Origin of the sequence: Mycobacterium sp. GA-1841 (assembly GCF_001954135.1) — a bacterium.
In the GTDB taxonomy this organism is placed as follows: domain Bacteria; phylum Actinomycetota; class Actinomycetes; order Mycobacteriales; family Mycobacteriaceae; genus Mycobacterium.
This window is the reverse complement of record NZ_MBEQ01000070.1, coordinates 26,803-49,249: the sequence shown is the minus strand read 5'-3', so window position 1 is coordinate 49,249 and position 22,447 is coordinate 26,803. Positions and strand designations below refer to the sequence as shown.

At 65.1% G+C, this 22,447-nt stretch carries 21 protein-coding genes; 18 read left to right on the top strand and 3 right to left on the bottom strand.

Annotation, left to right across the window (positions count from 1 at the left end):
- Nucleotides 1-31 precede the first annotated feature (31 nt).
- Together A5740_RS16755 and A5740_RS16750 are read left to right on the top strand one after the other, a co-directional pair.
- Nucleotides 32-451: a thioesterase family protein gene (locus tag A5740_RS16755; protein WP_076195701.1), complete on the top strand. Its 420-nt coding sequence runs from the start codon at nt 32-34 to the stop codon at nt 449-451.
- Nucleotides 452-455: 4 nt separating this feature from the next.
- On the top strand, nt 456-893 hold the full coding sequence (locus tag A5740_RS16750; protein ID WP_076195699.1) for an SRPBCC family protein: 438 nt from the start codon (nt 456-458) through the stop codon (nt 891-893).
- On the opposite strand, the gene A5740_RS16745 is transcribed toward A5740_RS16750, so the two are convergent.
- Both A5740_RS16745 and A5740_RS16740 read right to left on the bottom strand, forming a co-directional pair.
- Complete coding sequence (locus A5740_RS16745; RefSeq protein WP_076195697.1) at nt 890-1,201, bottom strand: hypothetical protein; 312 nt, start codon at nt 1,199-1,201, stop codon at nt 890-892. The two genes, A5740_RS16750 and A5740_RS16745, sit on opposite strands and share 4 nt — an antisense overlap.
- 515 nt (nt 1,202-1,716) lie before the next feature.
- The gene (locus A5740_RS16740) at nt 1,717-2,406 is read right to left on the bottom strand and encodes a GntR family transcriptional regulator (RefSeq protein ID WP_083654211.1); all 690 of its coding nucleotides are present in this window, start codon (nt 2,404-2,406) and stop codon (nt 1,717-1,719) included.
- Nucleotides 2,407-2,532: 126 nt separating this feature from the next.
- Here A5740_RS16740 and fadD5 point away from each other — a divergent pair, with 126 nt between their 5' ends.
- From fadD5 to A5740_RS16670, 14 genes are all read left to right on the top strand, one after another.
- Entirely contained in the window at nt 2,533-4,140 is a 1,608-nt protein-coding gene (gene fadD5 / locus A5740_RS16735) for a fatty-acid--CoA ligase FadD5 (RefSeq protein WP_139335175.1), read from the top strand.
- Nucleotides 4,141-4,432: 292 nt separating this feature from the next.
- Nucleotides 4,433-5,176: an ABC transporter permease gene (locus A5740_RS16730; protein WP_175616274.1), complete on the top strand. Its 744-nt coding sequence runs from the start codon at nt 4,433-4,435 to the stop codon at nt 5,174-5,176.
- 1 nt (nt 5,177) lies between these two features.
- Entirely contained in the window at nt 5,178-6,047 is an 870-nt protein-coding gene (locus tag A5740_RS16725; protein WP_076195691.1) for an ABC transporter permease, read from the top strand.
- 4 nt (nt 6,048-6,051) lie between these two features.
- The gene (locus A5740_RS16720; RefSeq protein WP_076195689.1) at nt 6,052-7,281 is read left to right on the top strand and encodes an MCE family protein; all 1,230 of its coding nucleotides are present in this window, start codon (nt 6,052-6,054) and stop codon (nt 7,279-7,281) included.
- An 82-nt stretch (nt 7,282-7,363) separates the two neighbouring features.
- Nucleotides 7,364-8,395: an MCE family protein gene (locus tag A5740_RS16715; RefSeq protein WP_076195687.1), complete on the top strand. Its 1,032-nt coding sequence runs from the start codon at nt 7,364-7,366 to the stop codon at nt 8,393-8,395.
- Nucleotides 8,392-9,960 (top strand): virulence factor Mce family protein, encoded by a 1,569-nt coding sequence (locus A5740_RS16710; RefSeq protein ID WP_076195999.1) that lies wholly within the window; start codon nt 8,392-8,394, stop codon nt 9,958-9,960. The genes A5740_RS16715 and A5740_RS16710 overlap by 4 nt, the downstream gene beginning before the upstream one ends.
- A gap of 18 nt (nt 9,961-9,978) precedes the next feature.
- Nucleotides 9,979-11,613: a virulence factor Mce family protein gene (locus A5740_RS16705; protein WP_076195685.1), complete on the top strand. Its 1,635-nt coding sequence runs from the start codon at nt 9,979-9,981 to the stop codon at nt 11,611-11,613.
- 95 nt (nt 11,614-11,708) lie between these two features.
- Nucleotides 11,709-12,860 (top strand): virulence factor Mce family protein, encoded by a 1,152-nt coding sequence (locus tag A5740_RS16700; RefSeq protein WP_076195683.1) that lies wholly within the window; start codon nt 11,709-11,711, stop codon nt 12,858-12,860.
- A gap of 6 nt (nt 12,861-12,866) precedes the next feature.
- Nucleotides 12,867-14,417, top strand: coding sequence for an MCE family protein (locus tag A5740_RS16695; RefSeq protein WP_076195997.1), 1,551 nt, complete (start codon nt 12,867-12,869; stop codon nt 14,415-14,417).
- The gene (locus A5740_RS16690; protein WP_076195681.1) at nt 14,387-15,028 is read left to right on the top strand and encodes a hypothetical protein; all 642 of its coding nucleotides are present in this window, start codon (nt 14,387-14,389) and stop codon (nt 15,026-15,028) included. Before A5740_RS16695 ends, A5740_RS16690 begins: the two co-directional genes overlap by 31 nt.
- Complete coding sequence (locus A5740_RS16685) at nt 15,025-16,002, top strand: RDD family protein (protein ID WP_076195679.1); 978 nt, start codon at nt 15,025-15,027, stop codon at nt 16,000-16,002. The genes A5740_RS16690 and A5740_RS16685 overlap by 4 nt, the downstream gene beginning before the upstream one ends.
- On the top strand, nt 15,999-16,550 hold the full coding sequence (locus tag A5740_RS16680) for a mammalian cell entry protein (protein ID WP_076195677.1): 552 nt from the start codon (nt 15,999-16,001) through the stop codon (nt 16,548-16,550). Before A5740_RS16685 ends, A5740_RS16680 begins: the two co-directional genes overlap by 4 nt.
- Nucleotides 16,517-17,428, top strand: a complete 912-nt coding sequence (locus A5740_RS16675; protein ID WP_076195675.1) for a mammalian cell entry protein — start codon at nt 16,517-16,519, stop codon at nt 17,426-17,428. Before A5740_RS16680 ends, A5740_RS16675 begins: the two co-directional genes overlap by 34 nt.
- A gap of 16 nt (nt 17,429-17,444) precedes the next feature.
- Complete coding sequence (locus tag A5740_RS16670; protein ID WP_076195673.1) at nt 17,445-18,131, top strand: YoaK family protein; 687 nt, start codon at nt 17,445-17,447, stop codon at nt 18,129-18,131.
- Here A5740_RS16670 and A5740_RS16665 read toward each other — a convergent pair.
- The gene (locus A5740_RS16665; protein WP_076195671.1) at nt 18,094-18,831 is read right to left on the bottom strand and encodes a hypothetical protein; all 738 of its coding nucleotides are present in this window, start codon (nt 18,829-18,831) and stop codon (nt 18,094-18,096) included. The genes A5740_RS16670 and A5740_RS16665 overlap by 38 nt on opposite strands.
- Nucleotides 18,832-18,907: 76 nt before the next feature.
- Here A5740_RS16665 and A5740_RS16660 point away from each other — a divergent pair, with 76 nt between their 5' ends.
- Nucleotides 18,908-19,714, top strand: a complete 807-nt coding sequence (locus A5740_RS16660; protein ID WP_076195669.1) for a fructosamine kinase family protein — start codon at nt 18,908-18,910, stop codon at nt 19,712-19,714.
- Between the two features lie 427 nt (nt 19,715-20,141).
- Complete coding sequence (locus tag A5740_RS16655; RefSeq protein WP_139335174.1) at nt 20,142-22,415, top strand: AAA family ATPase; 2,274 nt, start codon at nt 20,142-20,144, stop codon at nt 22,413-22,415.
- Nucleotides 22,416-22,447: the final 32 nt, after the last annotated feature.

Here is a 22,447-nt window from a genome sequence, read left to right as displayed (position 1 = left end):
ACCAGCCTGCACCTGCTGACAGACTCCAGGTATGACGGACCTCACCCGCGATGATTTTGCGCTGCACTGGCCAGTGCTGACTCGATGGACCGACAACGACATGTTCGGTCACCTCAACAACGCGGTGTACTACGAGCTGTTCGACACCGCGATCAATGCGTGGATCAACACCAACTGCGACGTCGATCCGGTCGCTGCGCCGTGGCTCGGGGTGGTCGCGGAGTCGGGGTGCCGGTATTACGCCGAGCTGAAGTTCCCGGATCCGCTGGTGGTCGGCCTGGCCGTGACACGGTTGGGCACCAGCAGCGTGACCTACCGGCTGGGGTTGTTCGAGCCGGACGGACCGGTGGCGGCGGTGGGGCATTGGGTGCATGTCTACGTCGACCGGACCACGCGCCGTCCGGTTCCGATTCCCGACGTGATCCGCGAGCTGTTGCAGTCGATATGCTAGCCGGATGCCGCTCGTGAGCAAGACCGTAGAGGTTGAAGCCCCTGCCGAGAAGATCCTGGCCATCGTCGCCGACTTCGAGGCCTATCGGCAGTGGAACCCCGAGATCAAAGGGTGCTGGATCCTGGCTCGCTATGACGACGGCCGGCCCAGCCAGCTGCGTCTCGACGTCGAGATCCAGGGGCAGTCTGGCGTTTTCGTCAACGCCGTCTACTACCCCGCGGAGAACCAGATCTACACCGTGCTGCAGCAGGGCGATCATTTCACCAAACAGGAACAGCGGTTTTCGGTCGTGCCGCTCGGTCCGACCAGCACCCTGCTCCAGGTGGATCTCGAGGTCGAGGTCAAGCTGCCGGTGCCGGCCATGATGGTCAAGAAGCTGATCGGCGACACCTTGGACCATCTGGCCAACGCTCTCGTCGGCAGGGTGCAGCAGCTGGCCTAGGCCGCCCTGACCGCACGGTCAGCGGCTGCCGCCCGCAACTCCATGACACGGTTGCGGATGCGGTGCTCGGTCGACCGGGGCACCTCCCCGGGCCGGTAGCGGCCGTGTCGGATGCGCAGCACCCGGCCGTGCGCCATTTCCCAGCGCAACGCATCGGAGATGGTCTTCGACGGCCGACCCGAGATCGTGAATCCTTGATCGTCGAGCGCGTCGACCAGATCGGCGACCGATTGCGTGCCGTACCGGAGCAGTTGCATTGTCAGCACGTAGCGAAGATTGGTGCCCCGCAACAAGAGTTTGTCCGTCATGGCGTCACGTTGTCACGGGGCACCGACAGCTACCGCGGCCGCGAATCTCGCGCGCCTATTCGATGTGCCCGCCTATGCGCGACAACTCAGCGACTATCGCCACATTGGCATCTCAAGCCTCGGTAAACCCATTGTCGCGCAACGGTTTTGCCTCTCGGGCCCCATTGACCTCATGAGCATCATCTGTCCAGCGACCGATTGTCAGCGACTCCGTCGCTGACAAGTGGGCAAAGCCAAAATGGTGACGGAAGGGGCAGGTGTGACCTGGAGTGACGTAAGTAAACATCGAGGCTGTGGCCAGTGATACCCAGGATATGTGTGGGGCGATAGTCGCTGAATTGTCGCTATTAGCCGGGCACATCGGCTATCCGTCTCGACCGCCGACACGCGAAACGATGACACGCCCTGCGTCCAGGCCGGCCACCGGGCCGGGGGATGCCCCCGGGACACCGGTCACGGCCGCATGGCGACACCGGACCCGGACACCCGACCCCGGACACCGGACACCCGAAGCTCTAGTCCCACATCCCGATCTCATCCAAGCGCGCGATGAGCCGCTGGGCGCCGTCGGTGAACTGGCTTGCGTTGAGCTCGACCGCGGCCGGGGCGTCGCGCCGGCGCAGGGCATCGATCAGCTCGCGGTGGCTCTTCACGGCTTGGGGGCCCCACCCAGGGTCCCTCGAATAGAGCTGGCCGGGCAGGTACCGCGCGACATGTAGCAGGAACCACGCCAGCTTGATCCGGCCGCTGGCGTGGTTGAACGCCCGGTGAAAGGCGAACTCGGCGGACGCGATGCCGTCTGGGTCACGTCGCTCGACGGCCGCCGCGAGCTCGGCATTGAATTGCTCCAGCTCGTCGATCTCGGCCTCGGTGATGCGCACTGTGGCGGTGGCGGCGAGTTCGCGGGCGATGGTGGCCTGCAGCCAGAAGATGTCTTCGACGTCGGTACGGGTCAGCGGAACCACGACATGCCCGCGGTTTGGCTCCAGCTGGACCATGCCTTCGCCGCGCAAGGTTCGCAGCGCCTCGCGGACCGGGGTGATGCTGACCCCGAGGGCCGCCGCGGTTTCGTCGAGGCGGATGAATGTCCCCGGCCGTAGCACGCCGGTCATGATCTCGGCCCGGAGCTGGGCGGCCACCTCGTCCGAGAGCTGCTCGCGCCGCCCGACCCGACGCTGCACAGCCGTTCTGGCAGGTGCGTTCACGAGATACCGGTCGCCTTTCTGGTGGGCTTGTCGCCGAGGCGCCGAGGCCATAGTGTGACCGGGGCAACCCCATGTTTGATCAAATATAAACTTCACGCAACTCGATACCGATGGAGTACAGATCCGGTGACTGCCGAGCCGTCCCCCACTGAGCAGCCGTACCTGGCGCGTCGTCAGAACTGGGCCAACCAGCTGACACGGCATGCACTGATGCAGCCCGACAAGACCGCGCTGCGGTTCCTCGGCCGCACCACCACGTGGCGCGAACTCGACCACCGTGTGACCCGGCTGGCCGACGCACTGAGCCGGCGCGGTGTCGGCTCCGGCGATCGGGTGCTGATCCTGATGCTCAACCGCCCGGAGTTCATCGAGGCGATGCTGGCCGCCATCAAGCTCGGCGCGATCGCGGTGCCGGTCAATTTCCGGATGACCCCGCCGGAGGTGGCCTTCCTGGTCAGCGACTGCGACGCGCACGTGTTGGTCACCGAGCCCGTGCTGGCCGGCGTCGCCACCGCGGTGCGCGACCTCGATGCCAGGCTGACGTCGATCGTCGTGGCAGGCGATGGCACCGAAGGCCCGGCCGATGACACGGTCCTGGGCTATGAGGATCTGATCGCCGAAGAAGGCGATCCCGCGCAACCGGTCGACATCCCCAGCGATGCGCCCGCGCTGATCATGTACACCTCGGGCACCACCGGCCGTCCCAAGGGTGCGGTGCTGACCCATGCCAACCTCGCCGGGCAGGGCATGACCAACCTGTTCACCAGCGGCGTCGACATCAACAACGACGTCGGTTTCATCGGCGTCCCGCTGTTCCACATCGCCGGCGTGGCAGGCAATGTGAACACCGGCCTGATGCTGGGCCTGCCCACCGTCATCTACCCGCTGGGGGCGTTCGACCCTGGCGCACTGCTCGACGTGCTCGCCGAGGAAAAGGTCACCGCGATCTTCCTGGTGCCCGCGCAGTGGCAGGCGGTGTGCGCTGAGCAACAGGCCAATCCGCGTCAGTTGTGCCTGCGCTCGCTGTCGTGGGGCGCCGCGCCGGCGTCGGACACGCTGCTGAGGGCGATGGCCGAAACCTTCCCGGGCAGCCAGATTCTCGCCGCGTTCGGTCAGACCGAGATGTCTCCGGTCACGTGCATGTTGTTGGCGGACGACGCGATTCGCAAACTCGGTTCGGTGGGCCAGGTCATCCCGACCGTCTCCGCCCGGATCGTCGACGAGAACATGAACGACGTGCCGGTCGGCGAGGTCGGCGAGATCGTCTACCGCGCCCCGACTTTGATGGCCGGCTACTGGAACAATCCGAAGGCCACCGCCGAGGCGTTTGCCGGTGGCTGGTTCCACTCCGGAGATCTGGTCCGCCAGGACGAGGAGGGTTACATCTGGGTCGTCGACCGTAAGAAGGACATGATCATCTCCGGCGGCGAGAACATCTACTGCGCCGAGGTGGAGAACGTCCTCGCGGCCCACCCGGCCATCACGGAGGTCGCCGTCATCGGCCGGCACGACGAAAAGTGGGGTGAGGTACCGGTGGCCGTGATCGCGCTGGCCGGAGCCGACGCTCTGCAGATCGGCGAGCTCGACGTCTTCCTCACCGAACGGCTCGCCCGCTACAAGCACCCCAAAGCGCTCGAAATCGTTGACGCCCTGCCGCGCAATCCGTCGGGCAAGGTGCTCAAGACGGAACTGCGGGAACGCTTCGGTTCACCTATCGCCGCACCACGGCGTTGACGTTAGCGAAAGCAACTCAGCGTCAACGGTTTCTGCAGGTAGCGCCGAAAGATTGCGGCTATCTGGTGTCTTCGCTAACGGTTGATGGCACAATCCACCGGATGCGGTGCACGGCCCGGTTTCGATCGGGTACAGTCCGGTGGTCTCACTTACTACTCACGAGTAGGGAGAGGCGGATCACACAAACCGACAGGCGACGAGGAGGGGGCGTGCAACACGTCCAAGGGGTGCACCGGTGACAGCGCCTGCCGACGGGCTGGTCGGATACGTACGTGGTCAACTGGAGAAGCCGATGGCCATGGTCGGTGGCTTCTTCAAGATGAGCGTGCTCACCGGAAAAGCCCTTCTGACACGGCCTTTCCAGTGGAAAGAGTTCGTGCTGCAGAGTTGGTTCCTCATCCGGGTGGCCTTTCTGCCCACCCTCGCGGTGTCGATCCCGCTGACCGTGCTCATCATCTTCACCCTCAACATCCTGTTGGCGGAGTTCGGCGCGGCTGACGTCTCGGGCGCGGGCGCGGCGCTGGGTGCAGTCACCCAACTCGGTCCGCTGGTCACCGTGCTCGTGGTGGCCGGTGCCGGCTCGACCGCGATTTGCGCCGACCTGGGCGCCCGCACGGTGCGTGAAGAGATCGACGCTCTCGAGGTGCTCGGCATCGATCCCATCGAGCGGCTGGTCGTTCCCCGCGTGGTGGCCTCCACCTTCGTGGCCTTCATGCTCAACGGCGCGGTGATCACCATCGGCCTGGTCGGCGGCTTCTTCTTCGGCGTCTACATCCAGAACGTCTCGGCCGGCGCCTATGTGTCCACGCTGACCCTGCTCACCGGGTTCCCCGAGGTGTTGATCTCGGTCATCAAGGCCACGCTGTTCGGTCTGATCGCCGGGCTCGTCGGCTGCTACCGCGGTCTGACGGTGGCCGGCGGCTCGAAAGGTGTGGGTACCGCGGTGAACGAGACCCTGGTGTTGTGTGTGGTCGCGTTGTTCGCAGTCAACGTCGTGCTCACCACGATCGGTGTGCGCTTCGGAACGGGACGTTGACATGAGTACCGTCACAGTCCTGCGGTCCCGGTTCCCCCGGGCGTTTTCCCGCACTTCCGACATCGCCGCTACCCCGGCCCGGTTCCTCGACAGCATGGGCCACGTCGCCTGGTTCGTCGTGCAGGCCATCGGCTCCATCCCGCATGCGTTCCGCCACTACCGGCGTGAGTCGCTGCGACTGGTCGCCGAGATCGGCATGGGCACCGGTGCCATGGCGGTCATCGGCGGCACCGTGGCGATCATCGGTTTCGTCACGCTCTCGGCCGGTTCGCTGATCGCGATCCAGGGCTTCGCGTCCCTGGGCAACATCGGCGTCGAGGCCTTCACCGGCTTCTTCGCCGCCCTGGCCAACATCCGCGTCGTCGCCCCGGTCGTCACCGGGCAGGCCCTGGCCGCCACGGTCGGTGCCGGCGCCACCGCCGAGCTCGGCGCCATGCGCATCAGCGAAGAGGTCGACGCGCTGGAAGTCATGGGGATCAGGTCGATTTCGTACCTGGTGTCCACCCGCATCATCGCCGGTTCGATCGTCATCATCCCGCTGTACGCGATGGCGATCCTGCTGTCGTTCCTGTCCGCGCAGTTCGTCACGACGATCTTCTACTCGCAGTCGGTCGGTACGTATGAGCACTACTTCCATACGTTCCTGCGCGTCGACGACGTGATGTGGTCCTTCCTCGAGGTCATCATCATGTCGATCGTGGTCATGTTGAACCACTGCTACTTCGGTTACTACGCGAGTGGCGGTGCTGTCGGTGTGGGTGAGGCAGTGGGGAGGTCGATGCGAACGTCGTTGATCGCCATCGTGTTGGTGGTTCTGTTGGCTTCGTTGGCGCTCTATGGCACCGACCCCAACTTCAACCTCACGGTGTAGCGGCATGACTCAACCTGCCGTGCCCCGCGCACCCCTGAACAAGCCGAAGACGCCGCCGTACAAGCTGGCCGGTCTGATCCTCGCGCTGGTCACCGTGCTGATCCTGGCGTTGACGTGGATGCAGTTCCGCGGAACCTTCGAGAAGAAGACCCAGTTGACGCTGCTGTCCGGACGCGCCGGGCTGTCGATGGACCCCGGCTCGAAGGTCACCTTCAACGGCGTGCCGATCGGCCGGTTGGCGTCGGTCGACGTGGTGACGGTCGATGACAACCCCGAGGCCAAGCTGACCTTGGACGTCAAGCCCAAGTACCTCGACCTGATCCCGAGGAACGTGACCGCCGAGTTGCGCGCCACCACCGTGTTCGGCAACAAGTACATCTCGTTCCTGTCGCCGAAAAACCCGTCGCCGGAACGGTTGTCACCCAGTACCCCGATTCATGCCCAGGGTGTGACGACGGAGTTCAACACGCTGTTCGAGACCATCACCGCGATCTCCGAACAGATCGACCCGATCAAACTCAACCAGACCCTGACCGCGACCGCGCAGGCGCTGGACGGGCTCGGCGACAAGTTCGGTCAGTCGATCGTCAACGGCAACGACATCTTGAGCGATCTCAACCCGCGCATGCCCGAGATCCGCCGCGACATCGCCGGTCTCGCCGATCTGGGTGAGGTCTACGCCAACGCCGGCCCCGATCTGTTCGACGGGTTGACCAACGCCGTCACCACCGCGCACACGCTCAACGAGCAGCGCGGCAACCTCGACCAGGCGCTGGTGGCCGCGGTCGGCTTCGGCAACACCGGCGGCGACATCTTCGAACGCGGCGGCCCGTATCTGGTCCGCGGCGCACAGGACCTGCTGCCCACCTCGGCGCTGCTCGACAAGTACAGCCCCGCGCTGTTCTGCACGATCCGCAACTACCATGATGCCGGCCCGAAACTCGCAGGCGCCCTTGGTGGTAACGGGTATTCACTGCAGACCCAGTCCTTGGTGATCGGCGTCGGCAACCCGTACGTCTATCCCGACAACCTGCCGCGGATCAACGCCAAGGGTGGGCCCGAAGGCCGGCCCGGCTGCTGGCAACCGGTCACCCGTGACCTGTGGCCCATGCCGTACCTGGTGATGGACACCGGGGCCTCGATCGCGCCGTACAACCACTTCGAATTGGGCCAGCCGATCACGGCCGAATATGTGTGGGGCCGTCAAGTGGGGGAGAACACGATCAACCCATGAGCGGAGCGAATAGACAGCAGATGCGTGACGCTTGCGCAACCAATCAGATGGCATGCGGGACCCGAGCCTGCGAGGGAGCCGCATGAGTATCAAGGGCACGATTATCAAGCTCGGCATCTTCTCGCTGGTGCTGCTCACCTTCACTGCGCTCATCTTCGTGGTGTTCGGTCAGATCCGCTTCAACCGGACCTCCGAATACTCGGCGATCTTCAACAACGTGAGCGGTTTGCGCACGGGGCAGTTCGTCCGCGCCTCGGGCGTCGAGGTCGGCAAGGTCACGGGCGTCAAGCTGATCAACGGCGGCCAGCAGGCCGAGGTGTCGTTCAATGTCGAGAAGTCGTTGCCGTTGTTCGATCAGACCACCGCGGCGATCCGCTACCAGGATCTGATCGGCAATCGGTACCTGGACCTCAAGCGCGGTGAGAGCAACACGAAGATCGCGCCGGGCAGCACCATTCCGCTGGAGCGCACCGAGCCCGCACTGGACCTCGACGCCCTCGTCGGTGGTTTCCGTCCGCTGTTCCAGTCGCTGAGCCCGGAGAAGGTCAACACCATCTCCAAGTCGATCATCACGATCTTCCAGGGCCAGGGCGGCACCATCAACGACATCCTGGACCAGACCGCGCAGCTCACCCAGAGCATCGCCGATCGGGACCAGGCCATCGGCGAGGTGATCAAGAACCTCAACATCGTCCTGGACACCACCGTCAAGCATCAGCAGCAGTTCGACGACACGCTCAAGAACTTCGAGACGCTGATCACGGGCCTGAAGAACCGGGCCGATCCGATCGGGTCCTCGGTGGCCGACATCAGCAACGCGGCCGGGTCGCTGGCCGACCTGCTGAGCGACAACCGTCCGCTGCTCAAGGACACCGTGGGTCAGCTGGAGGTCATCCAGCAGCCGCTGATCGACCAAAAAGAGCAGCTCAACCAGATTCTGATCGACTTCCCCCAGGCATTGAAGATCATCGGCCGTGCCGGTGGCATCTACGGTGACTTCTTCAACTTCTACGCCTGTGACCTCTCGTTGAAGCTCAACGGGTTGCAGCCGGGTGGTCCCGTCCGAACCGTCAAACTCAGCTCACAGCCGTCGGGTAGGTGCACGCCGCGATGAGGACACTGCAAGGTTCCGACCGCTTCCGCAAAGGTCTGATGGGCGTCGCCGTGGTGGCGTTGATCATCGCCGTCGGTTCGACGTTGACCAGCGTGCCGATGTTGTTCGCGGTGCCCACGTACTACGGCCAGTTCGCCGATACCGGTGGTCTGAACACGGGTGACAAGGTGCGTATCGCCGGCATGGACGTCGGCACGGTGCGCAGCATGGAGATCAACGGCGACAAGGTCGAGATCGGTTTCACCCTCGGTGGGAAGACGATCGGCACCGAGAGCCGTGCGGCGATCCGTACCGATACGATCCTGGGCCGCAAGAACATCGAGATCCAGCCGCGGGGCAGCCACACCCTGGCACCGGGCGGGATGCTGCCGCTGGGCCAGACCACCACGCCGTACCAGATCTACGACGCCTTCCTGGATGTCACGCGCAATGCGTCCGGCTGGGACACGAAGTCGGTCAAGGAATCGCTGAACGTGTTGTCCGAGACCGTCGATCAGACCTCGCCGCACCTCAGTGCCGCGCTGGACGGGGTGGCCAAGTTCTCCGAGACCATCGGCAAGCGCGACGAGGACGTCAAGAAGCTGTTGGCCAACGCCAACAAGGTGGCCACGGTGCTCGGTGATCGGAGCACCCAGGTCAACCAGTTGCTGGTCAACGCCCAGACGCTGTTGGCCGCGGTCAACGAGCGCGGCCAGGCCGTGAGCATGCTGCTGGAGCGGGTGTCGTCGGTGTCGCATCAGGTCGAGGGCGTGATCAATGACAACCCGAACCTCAACCACGTGCTGGAGCAGTTGCGCACGGTCAGCGATCTGTTGGTCGAGCGCAAGCAGGATCTGTCCGACACCCTCACTGTGGCAGGCAAATTCATCACCTCACTGGCCGAGGCGCTGGCCTCGGGCCCGTACTTCAAGGTGATGCTGGTCAACCTGATCCCGCCGCAGATCCTGCAGCCGTTCGTCGACGCCGCGTTCAAGAAACGTGGCATCGATCCCGAGGAGTTCTGGCGCAACGCCGGTCTGCCGTCCTTCCGTTTCCCCGATCCCAATGGTCAGCGCTTCGAGAACGGTGCACCGGCGCCGGCCCCGACGCCGCTGGAAGGCACCCCGGAGCACCCGGGACCTGCCGTGCCGCCCGGATCGCCGTGCTCGTATACGCCGACGGCCGCGGGGATCCCATCCCCGGGCAACCCGTTGCCGTGTGCCGGTGCCACCCAGGGCCCGTTCGGTCCGGTGCCCGGTGGGTTCGGTCCGCCGGACGTGGCGACCTCCGCACCGAACCCGGACGGCGTCGCACATTCGCCTGGTGTGCCCAGCGCGGCGATCCCCGGTCAGATGCCGCCGGATCAGCCGGGTGCCCCGGTCGAGCTGGCCCCCGGTCCGCCCGGAGCCCGCACGGTGCCGATCGCCCCGCAACCTCTGCCCGGTGAGATCCCCGGCTACGCACCCCATCCCGCACCGGTGAACGCCCCTCCGGCGCCGCCGGGGCCGGGCCCGGATGCCGGTCCGGCGGGAACCCCGCCGCTGCCGGGTAACCCACCGTTCCTTCCGCCCGGGTCACAGGGATAGGCAGGGGGACAGAGAGCTATGTCAACCGTTTTCAATGTGCGAAACATCCAGTTGCCCAAGACTTCCCGGGCAACCATCATCGTGGCTGCGCTCGCCGTGGTGGCGGCCCTGGTGCTGGGCTACTTCGGTCTGGCGCTGTACAAGAAGCTGACCAACACCACGGTCACCGCGTACTTCCCCGAGGTACTTGCGCTGTATCCCGGCGACAAGGTGCTGATCATGGGCGTCAAGGTCGGCGCGATCGACAGCATCGAGACCGACGGCGACAAGATGAAGGTCGTCTTCCACGTCAACAACAAGTACAAGGTGCCCCAGGACGTCACCGCTTCCGTGCTGAACCCGAGCCTGGTGGCGTCCCGCGTCATCCAGCTCTCCCCGCCTTACACCGGCGGGCCGCGGTTGCAGAACAACGCGGTGATCCCGATCGAGAACACCCAGATCCCGGTCGAGTACGACGACCTGCGTAACCAGATCACCCGTCTGCTCAACGATCTCGGCCCGACCGCCCAGCAACCCAAGGGGCCGTTCGGCGACATCATCGAATCCTTCGCGGACGGCTTCCAGGGCAAAGGTGATCAGCTCAACCGCACGCTCAACGGGCTGTCCGAGGCGTTGACCACGCTCAATCAGGGCCGCGGTGACTTCTTCGGTGTGGTCAAGAGCCTGGCGTTGTTCGTCAATGCCCTGCACAAGAGCGATCAGCAGTTCGTGGCGCTCAACCACGATCTGGCGCAGTTCACCAACTCGTTCACCAACACCGATCAGGAGTTGGCCAATGCGCTGCAGGATCTCAATCGGGTGCTCAAGACCACGCGCGAGTTCCTCGACAAGAACGGCGGCGTCCTCGCGCACGACGTGAACAACCTGTCGGACGTGACGACGGCGATCCTGCAGCCCGAGCCGCGCAATGGCCTGGAGACGGGTCTGCACGCGTACCCGAACCTGGCCGCCAACGTGCTCAACATCGTCGCGCCCAACCAGGGTGGCATCGTAGGTCTGCCGGTTCTGCCGGGTCTGACCAACTTCTCCAACCCGCTGCAGTTCATCTGCAGTTCGATCCAAGCAGGCAGCCGACTGGGGTACCAGGATTCGGCGGAGTTGTGTGCGCAATACCTGGCGCCGATCCTGGACGCGATCAAGTTCAACTTCCTGCCGTTCGGGATGAACCTGGCCAACACGGCGATGACGCTGCCCAAGCAGATCTCGTACTCCGATCCGCGCCTGCAGCCGCCTGGCGGATACAAGGACACCACCGTGCCGGGCATCTGGTCGCGTGACACCTTGTTCTCGCACGGCAACCACGAGCCGGGCTGGACCGTGGCTCCGGGCATGCAGGGCGTGCAGGTGCAGCCGGCCACGCAGCAGATGCTGACCCCGGAATCGTTGTCCGAGTTGATGGGTGGCCCCGACATCGTGGCCCCGCCCGCGCCGCCGGCCTTCGGCGTCCCGCCGGGTGGCAACCTGCCCGGGCCGCCGAACTCCTACGACGAGCGCAATCCGCTGCCGCCGCCGTGGTACCCGCAGCCCGGACCGCCGCCCGCGCCCGCGCCGGGTGTGATCCCCGGTGATCCGATGTCGGCTCCCGCGCCGGCCGCACCCGCGCCGGCTCCGGCCGGGCCCGCGTTGCCGGCCGAGGTCGGAGGGCAGCCGTGATGAGTGACTTGAGCGAACAGACGGGTCCGATGAGCCGCTTGCGCGAAGAACCAAGGGCGCTGATGAGCCGCTTGCGCGAAGAGCAACCACGTCGAATGAAGACACGCAGCTGGCGTCGCGTCGGTCGACGCGTCGCGGTGTTGTCGGCGTCCGCGCTGATCCTCACGTCGTGTGGGCAGTGGCGCGGTGTGGCCAACGTGCCACTGCCGGGTGGGCCGGGCACCGAGTCCGGCCACACCACGCTGTATGTGCAGATGCCGGAGACGTTGGCGCTCAACGCCAACAGCCGGGTGCGGGTGCGTGATGTGTTCGTCGGCCGGGTCCGCAAGATCGAGTTGATCAACTGGACCCCGACCCTGACGATCGATCTGCAGCCGGGTATCGAGCTGCCGAAGAACACCGAGGCCAAGATCGGTCAGACCAGCCTGTTGGGCTCGCAACACGTCGAGCTCAACCCGCCGGAGAAGCCGTCCGAAGAGAAGCTGCGCGACGGGGACACCATCCCGCTGGCGCAGTCGTCGGCGTATCCGACCATCGAGCGGACGCTGGCCGGTATCTCCGGCATCCTGACCGGCGGTGGCATCCCGAACATCGAGACCATCCAGACCGAGGTGTTCAACATCCTCAACGGTCGCGCCGATCAGATCCGGGATTTCCTGGGCCGGCTCGACACCTTCACCGACGAGCTCAATCAGCAGCGCAACGACATCACCCGCGCCATCGATTCGACGAACCGGTTGCTGAACATCGTGGCCGCGCGTAACGACACGCTGGACCGGGTGCTGACCGAATTCCCGCCGTTGATCCAGCATTTCGCCGACACCCGCGACCTGTTCGCCGATGCGGTGACCTCGCTGGGCCGGTTGTCGAAGGCCGCCGACGACACACTGTCGAACAGCAACGCGAACCTGCACACCAACCTGCAGAACCTGCAGCGTCCGCTCAAGCAGCTGGCGCGCTCGGCTCCGTACCTGGTGCAGGCACTCAAGCTGATCCTGACGGTGCCGTTCAACATCGAGAACATCCCGAAGGCGGTCCGCGGCGACTACATCAACGTGTCGTTGACCATCGACCTGACGCTGAGCTCGGTGGACAACGCGTTCCTGTCCGGCACCGGGCTGTCGGGCATGCTCCGCGCGCTGGAGCAGGCGTGGGGTCGCGATCCGGCCACGATGATCCCGGATGTTCGGTTCACGCCGAACCCGCACGACGCACCTGGCGGACCGCTGGTGGAAAGGGGTGAGTGAGACATGTTGCTGACCCGTTTCATCAAGATGCAGTTGGTTCTGTTCACGGTGCTGACGTTGATCGCACTGGTCGTCCTGGCGCTGTTCTATCTGCGGTTGCCGACGTGGGCCGGGGTGGGCATGTATCAACTCAATGCCAACCTCCCGAATTCGGGCGGCCTGTACGCCACGGCGAACGTCACCTATCGAGGCACGACGATCGGCAAGGTGACGTCGGTGGAGCCCACCGAAAAGGGTGCCCACGTGCAGATGGACATCTACAACCAGTACCGGATTCCGCGAGACGCGAGCGCCGACGTGCACTCGGTGTCGGCAGTGGGTGAGCAGTTCATCGACCTGGTGTCCGAGGGCGATTCCAAGGAGTACTTCCGCGACGGGGACACCATCGAGAAGGGCACTGTGCCCGCCGAGGTCGGTCCGTCGCTCGATGCCGCGCAGGCGGGTCTGGCGGCGTTGCCGAAGGAGAAGATCGCCGCCCTGCTCGAGGAGACGTCGAAGGCGGTCGGTGGGCTCGGGCCGTCACTGCAGCGCCTGGTCGATTCCACACAGGCGATTGCCAGCGACTTCAAGGACAACATCGACCCGATCAACGACATCGTCGAGAACTCCGGGCCGATCATCGACAGCCAGGTCAACTCGGGTGATGCGATCTCGCGGTGGGCCAAGAACCTGAACACCCTGGCGGCGCAGAGCGCCCAGAACGATGCCGCGTTGCGGAGCGGTTTGCAGCAGGCGGCACCGACGGCGGATCAGCTCAACTCGGTGTTCGGTGATGTGCAGGAATCGCTGCCGCAGACGCTGGCGAACCTGGAGATCGTCATCGATATGCTCAAGCGCTACAACAAGAACGTCGAACAGGTTCTGGTGGCGTTGCCGCAGGGTGGTGCCGTGGCCCAGACCGCGACGATCTTCGCGCCCAAGGGTCTGCTGCACTTCGGCCTGGGCATCAACATGCCGCCGCCGTGCCTGACCGGCTTCCTGCCGGCCTCGCAGTGGCGTTCGCCGGCGGACACGTCCCTGGCCCCGCTGCCGGAGGGCCTGTACTGCAAGATCCCCAAGGATGCGCCCAACGCGGTGCGCGGTGCGCGTAACTATCCGTGCGCCGATGTGCCGGGCAAGCGGGCCGCCTCGCCGGCGGAATGCCACAGTGACCAGCCCTACCAGCCGCTGGGCACCAACCCCTGGTACGGAGACCCGAACCAGATCCGCAACTGCCCGGCCCCGGCCGCGCGCTGCGATCAGCCCGTCGATCCGGGCCGGGTGATCCCCGCGCCGTCGGTGAATAATGGGATGAACCCGTTGCCGGCGAGTCAGCTTCCGCCACCGGAATCCACGGCACCGACCAGCGATCCGCTGACGGCACCGCGGGGTGGCAATGTGAGTTGTAGTGGACAGCAGCCGAACCCCTGCATCTACACTCCGGCAGCAGGTTCGACCGCCACCTATAGCCCGTCAAGCGGCGAGGTGGTCGGTCCCGGCGGTGTGAAGTACTCCGTCACCAACTCGAATAACCCAGGAGATGACGGATGGAAGGAGATGCTGGCGCCAGCCAGCTGAACCTCGCCGACCAGCAGGACCCCCACACCACCGAACCGCACGCGGAGGTCGTCACCGAGAGCGCTGATCCGGCCTCGGCCGCGGACACCGAAGAGGCCACCGCACGGCCTTCTCGGCTGGGGCGCGGCTGGATGGCCTCGATCCTGGCCGGGGTGCTGATCCTGGCGGCGGCCGTCGGTGTCGGCGGTTACCTGGCACTGCGCTCGCATCAGGACAGTGAGCGGATCGCCCGGGACGAGGCCGAGGCCCTGGCCGCCGCCAAGGACTGCGTGACCGCGACCCAGGCGCCGGACACCCAGGCCATGATCGAGGCCCAGACCAAGATCATCGAATGCGCCACGGGTGATTTCGGGGCCCAGGCCGGCCTCTACAGCGGCATGCTGCTGGACGCCTATCAGGCGGCGAACGTGCAGGTGAAGGTGTCGGACCTGCGGGCCGCGGTGGAGAAGCACAACGACGACGGGTCGATGGATCTGCTGGTCGCGGTGCGTGTGTTGGTCACCAACACCGAGAAGTCCGATGAAGAGCAGGGTTATCGGTTGCGGGTGAAGATGGCCCGTGCCGAGGACGGCAATTACAAGGTCGCACGGCTCGACCAGGTCACGTCGTGACGGCTGTGGTCGCCGACGCCGACACGGTCACCGCGGTGGGGACCGGGACGGATCAGACCCGGTTGGCGTCGTGGCCGGCTCGGGCCGGGGCGTTCGCGATCGATGTGCTGGCCGGTGCCGGGCTCATCGTCACGTTGGCGTTGGTCACTCTGGGCACTGCATTGGGTGAGTGGTCGCAGTGGGTGGTGTATGCCGGGGCGTTGGTCCTCCTTGCCGCCGTCACCGGGGTGAATCGCGTCCTGCTGCCGGCGCTCACGGGCTGGAGCCCGGGCCGGTCGGTGTTCGGTATCCGGGTGGTCTGCGCGTCGGGTGACGCCGGTCTCGGGCGGCTGTTGCTGCGCGATGTGGCGCATCTGCTGGACACCGCGGCGGTGTTCGTCGGGTGGTTGTGGCCGCTGTGGGATTCGCGCCACCGCACCTTCGCCGACCTGCTGACCCGCACCGAGGTCCGCCGCGTGGGACGGCCGCAAGGCAATGTCCGGCGCCGTGTCGGTGTGATGCTGCTGGTGCTCGCGCTGGTCAGCGGCATCGCCGCGGGACTGGGTTACCTGATCGTGTACCGCCAGGACCGGGCAGTGGACCAAGCTCGCGCGCAGCTCGCCGATCAGGGACCACGGATCGTCGAAGAGCTGCTGAGCTACGGGGTCGATTCGGTCGATGCGGATTTCACCAAAGCGCAGTCACTGACGACCGACAACTACCGTCCGCAGTTGGTCGCACAGCAGGACGCGGTGCGCAAGGCCGGTCCGACCACCAATGACTACTGGGCGGTGAGCAGTGCCGTGCTGCCCGGGGTGGCCAAGGACGCGGGGTCGATGCTGTTGGCCTTGCAGGGGCAGCGCGGCACCAATCCGCAGGAGTTGAAGTTCATCACCGCGACCGTGCTCGTGGAGTTCGTGAAGCCCGGCGATCAGTGGCTCGTGGACAATCTGACGGTGCTCAAGCGTCCCGTCCTGGGCGGGGGCGGACAATGAGCCCGCGGCGCCGGATCGAGCCGGATGCCGCCGACTACTTCGCGGTCGAGCCCAGGGAACCGATCCGTTGGGGTCTGCCGATCGTGGCGGTGGTTTCGGCACTGCTCGTCGCGGCGGCCATCGCCGGCAGCACGCTGATCCTGATGCGCCATCAGGCGGATCGGCGTGCCGAGATCAAGAGCGCGGCGGCGTTGGATTACGTCCGGGTGTTCATGACGATGTACACCACACTGGACCCGTTCCACGCCAACGACTATGCCGACCGTATCAAGGACGAGGCGACCGGCGACTTCCGAAAGATGTTCTCCGAGAAGCAGAACGAGATCGTCGTTCAGGTGGCCCGGTCCGAGCCGACCGAGGGCACCGTCCTGGATGCCGGTATTCAGCGGTGGAACGACAACGGCAGTGCCGACGTGCTGGTGGCGACGAAGATCAGCACGCGGACCCCTGACGGTAAGTCCGTGATCGAGAGCGGCAGCCGCTGGATTGCGACGACGATTTGGGAAGGACAGCAGTGGAAGATCAGCCAGCTGATTCAGGTGATCTGACCACCGGCGAGCCCGACAAGCCGCGCCGCAGGCTGCGTTTCGGGCGGCGTCGCGGTGGCGAGGCCGTGGCGGAGACGCCCACGCCCGAATCCGACGACGCCACCCCCGAGCGTCGTACGCCGACGGGCAAGGCCGGACGCAAAGCGGCCGTCGAACCCGAAGAGGTTGTCGCGCCGGAAGTGGACAGCGAACCAGAGGTCGGCGCCGAAACTGACGTCGAAACCGATGTCGTGGCCGAGTCGGAAACTGAGGCCGCTGCCGAAACTGAGGACGCTCTGGATGCCGACGTTGATCTCGATCCGTCGGATGCCGATGCCGAACCGGAGGAGCAGGCCGAGGAGCCGGTCCTCGTTCCGCACCGCGAGGCCGGTAAACGACTGACCTACGCTGCCGCCGGTGCCGCGGCGGTGTTCGTCGCGGCCGGGGCGTTCGGTGGGGCGATGTTGCAGCCGTATCTGGCCGACCGCGCGCTGGTCGACACGAAACTGGAGGTGGCGCAGACCTCGGCGGACGCCATCACGACGCTGTGGACCTACAACCCGGACAACATCGAATCCCTACCGGATCGGGCCGCGAAGTTTCTGTCGAACGACTTCGCGATCCAGTACCGGCAGTTGATCGATTCGCTGGTGCCCACCAACAAGCAGGCGCAGGTGACGAACAACACCGAGGTGATGGGCACCGCGGTGGAGACGATCAACCGCGACGAGGCCACCGCCATCGTCTACACCAACACGGTGTCGACGAGCCCGGTGACCAAGAACATCCCGTCGTTGCGGTACATGTCCTACCGGTTGACGTTGCAGCGCCATGGCGGGGATTGGCTGATCACGCAGATGCCGGCACTCACCCAATTGGACTTGTCTCCACAGCTGTAGCGGCAAGGATGTAGGCATGGCCATCGCCTCACCGGTAACCCAGCGGTTGACCGTCGTGGCGCTGCTGTTGTTGACGTTCACCACCGGGCTGGTCGATGCCATCAGTGTGTTGGTACTCGGCCACGTGTTCGTCGCCAACATGACCGGCAACGTGATCTTCCTCGGCTTCTGGTTCGTGCCGCGCTCGGCTGTGGACGTGACCGGGGCGCTCGTCGCGTTCATCGGGTTCGTGTTGGGCACCGTGGTGGGCGGACGTCTGCGCCGTCACCTCGGCGGTCAGGTCCGCAACTGGTTGACCACCGCGCTGGGTATGGAAGTTGTTCTGCTGACCACACTTTCGATCCTGGTCGGCACGGGCGTGCTGAGCTATCAGGACAACCGAAAACTGATCCTCATCCTGTTGGCGATGACATTCGGGATCCAGAATGCGACCGCGCGCCAGTTCGGAATCCAGGAGTTGAGCACCACGGTGCTGACCCAGACCATCGTGGGCCTCGGGTTCGACAGCCGGCTCGCCGGCGGCACCGGGGACCGCGAAAAGTTGCGTTACGGCGTGGTGTTGACGATGTGCGGCGGTGCGGTGTTGGGCGCGACGGTGTCCCAGTTCACGGTGGCGCCGGTGATCGGGTTGGCCGCGGTGGTGGTGGCGATCAGCACCCTGATCTTCAGGTTTGGGCCGCCGCCACCGGAGCATGGGCCGTGATCCATGCCTGTCCTTCGTCGGCTGCATGGTGCAGAGCGTTGAGTTCGCCGAGGTACGCGGCCACCGCACCGATCCCGGGCAGCATCCCGAGGTAGCGGTAAAGGCCGTCCCCGTGCGGCCTTTTCGTCAGTTCTTCTCCGACGGCGCGCACGGTACCGGCGAACTGCCACAGTCTTTTCGGCAGCGATTGCGGAGGCGAACCCGGATCATCTGCCGGCGAGTCGCTGAGTTGGCGATCGCACAGCACCGTACCCAGCAGCTGCACCTGGTCGTCGTGTTCGGTGACACCAGTCTCGCGGGCGACCGCGCACAGCACGATTGCCTGACTGGTGAACCCGACGAAGTCTTTGATCGGAAGCCGTTGTCCGATAACGCCCAGTGCACCGGGAAACCCGACAAAAATGGTGGTCACGGCGCCGAATCGATGCACCCACCACTTCACGTGACCGTCCTGGTCCATCTCGGCCCACGCTTTGGTGCCCGGGAGCTCGGCGAAGTTGAGCACAGCGGCTGCGACGTCGAGTGACTTGCCCACTGCTCCGGCGGCAGGGGTCGCACGGTGTGTGCGTTGCCGCAGGCCGAATGGGTCAAAGCTGGTGACCACGTTGAGAACCGGATTGATCACGGTGACCGCGCGATCGAGCGCACCCGCCACATCGGCGTCGGACAGGCGAATAGACGGCAACAGGCTTATTCCCACCTCGCTATATTGCCCAATTGCGCGCCTTCTGAAACGGCCGCGGGACGTTGCCGCCGGCGACGGTACCCTGATCGACATGCCGAAAGCCGCGGACGGGGCAGGCGTCTTCGTCAAACGCAATGCGTCGGCACCGGCCGGATTCTTCGCCGCCGAGGCGGCCGGGCTGAAGTGGCTCGCCGTGGATCACGGGGTTCCGTGTGTGCAGGTAATCGACCAGGATGCAACGTCTTTGACGCTCCGGCGGCTACAACCTTCCACGGCAACAGCGCATGCGGCGCGGACATTCGGTGTGCGACTGGCACGCACGCACAACGCCGGCGCGCCGGCTTTCGGGGCCGGGCCCGCCGGCTACGCGGGGGACGGGTTCTTCGGCCCGATGTCGCAGCCGTTGCCCATGTCGCTGGACGGTCACGATTCCTGGGGCACCTTCTATGCCGGCGAACGGCTGACACCGATGTTGCACTTGGCCCAACCCCGCCTCGGCACCGAGGTTCACGATGCGGTGGCCGCCGTGGCCGAGATGTGTTGTGCCGGCGCGTTTGATGACAACGACGGACCTGCTCGACTGCACGGCGATTTGTGGAGCGGCAACGTGATGTGGACCGCCGACGCCGCGGTCCTGATCGATCCGGCCGCGCACGGCGGTCACCGGGAGACCGATCTGGCGATGCTGGCGTTGTTCGGTTGCCCTTTCTTGGATGACGTGCTGGCCGGATATCAATCGGTGCAGCCGTTACGCGCGGGGTGGCGCGACCGCGTTGATCTGCATCAGCTCTATCCGTTGCTGGCCCACGTGGTGTTGTTCGGTGCGAGCTATGTCGGGCAGGTCGAGCTGGCCGCACGGCGGACTCTGGTGAGCGTCGGCAAACTTCGAAACGAGTAGAGGCGGACGAGCCTCAGGCCGGTCAGGTCCGCGGCCCTGCAGCGTGGGGCGGGTTTCGGCGCCTGCGGAATCGGTTGACACGGTGACCGCCATCTGTAAATGGCTATATCGCGGCCAGCAACGCACGACAAGACCGCGTCATGGCACAAGCGGGCATTGCCTGTCGTCGGCGTCAATATGTCTAATTGCAGCGCAGTACCGATTCGTGCAAACGATAACAGTTTGCGAGAGGCCGGATACGTGAACCGGGAAATTTCTTTCAGCAATGTGGTGACAAAGGTCACGTTAGTGTTAAGTTGCCTGAGACCTACCTGAGAAAACAGCCGAAAGGACTGGTCAGATGGCACGTAAGCACCGGAGGCAGCGGAGCCGTGTTCGGAGGGTTGCGACCCTCGGTGCGGCAACGGCAACGATCACCGCGCTTACGGTGGGTGTCGCGCCGCCGCCACAGGCAAATGCCGCTGCCGTGCAGCGTGACGTCGACCTGCGAGCCGGCGACCACCTCTTCCCGCCGCCGGATCAGATCCCGGACCTCACGGGTGGGTTCGGAACACAGGTCTACAACTGGACGCAAGACATCGGTGCCCAGTTGTCGACCGCGTTCGTCGACAACTTCAACCTCGTGGCACTGCTGCAAGCCGCTGGGCTCGATCCGGCCACCGTGATCCGCAACGCCATCAACGATGCGTTGGGTGACGTCATCGGCGGCAGTGGCGTGGAAGATCTGTCCGTCGACCTGGGCCCGATCTTGGCGCAGACCCCATTAGGGCCGGTCGTCGCGTTACTCGAGGCCAACCCGTTGATCGACTTTTCGACACAGCTGCCCGTCGGCAAGCTGCTCGATGCTCTCGGTGTAGACCTGAGTGACCCGCTCTCCGCCCTGGACAATCTCGGAATCAACATCATCACCGCAGGTGGACCCTTCACCCTGCTGCGGCTGCTCGGTGTGGATCTCGGCTGGACACCGTCATTCCCGAATTCAGTGGCCGACGAGATCAACAACACCGAGTACCTGTCGGTTTCGCTGGACACCGTGTTCGAGGCGCTTGGGCTTCCGACGGATGGCCGGGGCCTCGAGGCAATCAAGCTCGTGCTCGACGGGCTCGGCATTCATCTGCCGGCCCTCTCCACGGATGTGATCGACCTCCGCGTCCCCATCGTCGCCGGCTGGGGACTGGGTGCCTTCGCGGCCGGTGCGGCCTACCAGCAGGTGGTCGACGATCTGCCGAATCAGCCTGGGGGATCGGCCTATACCGGCACCAGTAATCCGCTCTTGGGCAGCTTCACCGTCCTTCCGATGCTCTTGCTGGACAACCCGGGCCGGGCCAATGGCGGCATTCTGGCGCGGGCCTATCCGTTCTTCCGCTTGCTCGGCATCGACACCGTGACACCCGATACCCAGGTGCAGAGCGACGGGGACAGCATCCTCGGTGGGCTGCCTCTACTCGGGGACATCCCGTTGTTGGGACTCACCCCCGGCGGCGCAAACCTGATCCCCATCAAGATCGACGCCACCGCCGAATACCTCCCGATGTCCGACTTTGCCGCCTGGCCGAACCCGTTCACCATGGCCAACAACGTTGCGGCAGGGATGTTTCCGACGTACATCTTGCGCAACCAGTCGCTGGACACGCTCGGCACGGTGTTGATCGACCAGGTCTTGGGCGACCTTGGGACGTCCGTGACGGACTATCTGGCCAATCCCGGGACGGACCCGCAGCTGGGCCCCAAACTCAACGTCTACATCACCATCCCGGCGAACAGCCTGCCGCTGCTGGAGCCTACGTATCTGGCCGTGGACGTCATCAACCTGTTCACCGGAGCGAACCTCAACAACCCGATCGGCACCGCGTTGAGCCCGGTGCTCACCAGCCTGGTCAACCTCGGCTATACCGATGTGGAGTACAACCCCGCCACCGGCATCTACGAACGCACGCTTGACGAAGCCGATATCCCAACGGCTTTCGGGACGTTGCCGGCTGACGTCGATTGGGCTCAGGTGCCGGGTCATCTCGTCAACAACCTCGCCACGGGTATCCAGAAGGCGATCAGAAATGGTCTGGTGAACCAGAATCCCGTCTCCAATCCGATCAAAACCCTGCTGGGTCTGCTCGGCCTGGGGGATGCGATCCCCAGCGGTGGCTCCGGGCTCGACCTTTCGGCCCTCACCGATGCCGTGGAGAACCTCGCGCCGAACCCGCTCGCCGATGCGCGGACGCAGAGCGTCGTGAAGACGAACTTTGCACCGCAGGCGATCACCGAAACCGACATCGGCGGTACGGAGAACAAGACCCTGACGCTGAACGCAGAGGCCGACGCCGGCAAGGACATTCAGCCGGAAGCCAAGTCGATCACCGCGACCGCTGACGATGCCCGCCGGCAGGTGGACAAATCGCTCAACGATGCCGGTGACCGCGCCAAGGCATCGGCCGAAAAGGCCCGGGAACGCACCGCCACGGCGGTCAAAGAGGCCCAGAAGCGGGTGAACGCGGTGGCCGAGAACGGTCGTAAGCAGATTCAGGCCGCCGCCGAAGGCGTGGTGAAGGGTGCCGAAAAGGCGGTCAACGGCCTCAAGGGCGAGGACAAGGACAAGGCCACGAACGCCGATGACGCCAAGGCGGCGAAGAAACCCGCCAAAAAGGACACCAAAAAGGACACCAAAAAGGTCACCAAGAAAGAGACCAAGAAAGACGCAGCCTGACGGCCGGCGGGGGCTCGCCTGGTTGCTGCTGC